The 993-nt window shown below is 79.1% G+C and carries 1 pseudogene; it reads left to right on the forward strand.

Annotation, left to right across the window (positions count from 1 at the left end):
* Positions 1-993: pseudogene (locus HG542_RS34065) on the forward strand (hypothetical protein); the annotation flags it as partial.

Genomic DNA, 993 nt, shown 5'->3' on the forward strand with positions numbered 1-993 from the left:
GCACGCCGCGCCGCGGGTCTGCAGGCCCCGGAACCGACCGCGCCCCGCACCGCGTTCGCCCTCCCGCCGGCCGAGGCGGACCGCCCGCCGAAGCCGGCGACCCCGGCACCGCGCAAGCCGGCCGACGACGCCGCCGCCTCCTCTGCCGAGGCCGCACCGACGCCCGCGCCGACCCCGACCCCGACACCGACGCCGGAGAAGCCGCTCCCGGCGGGAGGCGGTACGTCCGCGTTCCTGCAGGAGCCGATGGCCGCCCCGGCCCCCGAAAAGGCCCCGCAGGAGCAGGGGCCCGAACTCCGCGAGACCAAGCCGGAGTTCACGCCTGAGGCGGCTGCGCCGGGTACCGACGGTGGCCGACGTGGGCAGGGCGGCGGTACGTCGGCGTTCCTCCAGGAACCGACGGCGGCGACCGGGCCGCAGAACGGTGCCCCCGCGTTCCCGCAGGAACCGGCCGCGGCACCCGGTGCGCCGAACAACACCCCGGCCTTCCCGCCCGCAGCGGGCCAGGGCGGCAGCCCGGCTACGTACCCCCAGGAACCGGCCGCAGCCCCCGGCCCGCGGAACGGCACCGCAGCGTTTCCGCCTGCGGCGGGCCAGGGCGGCGGCACGTCGGCGTTCCTCCAGGAACCGACGGCAGCGGCCGGGCCGCAGAACGGCGCCCCCGCGTTTCCGCAGGAACCAGCCGCGGCACCCGGCGCGCCGAACAACAGCCCGGCGTTCCCGCAGGAACCGGCCGCCGCGCCCGGCGCGCCGAACAACACCCCGGCGTTCCCGCCCGCAGCAGGCCAGAGCGGCAGCCCGGCTGCGTACCCCCAGGAACCGGCAACAGCGACCGGGCCGCAGAACAGCGCCCCCGCGTTCCCCCCGGAACCGTCCGCAGCGCCCGTTGCGCGGAACGGCGCACCGGCGTTCCCGCCCGCAGCGGGCCAGGGCGGCAGCCCGGCGGCGTACCCCCAGACCGGGCCGCAGAACAGCGCCCCCGCAGCGAGCGGT

The organism is Streptomyces morookaense (assembly GCF_013030945.1).
Lineage (GTDB): Bacteria > Actinomycetota > Actinomycetes > Streptomycetales > Streptomycetaceae > Streptomyces > Streptomyces morookaensis.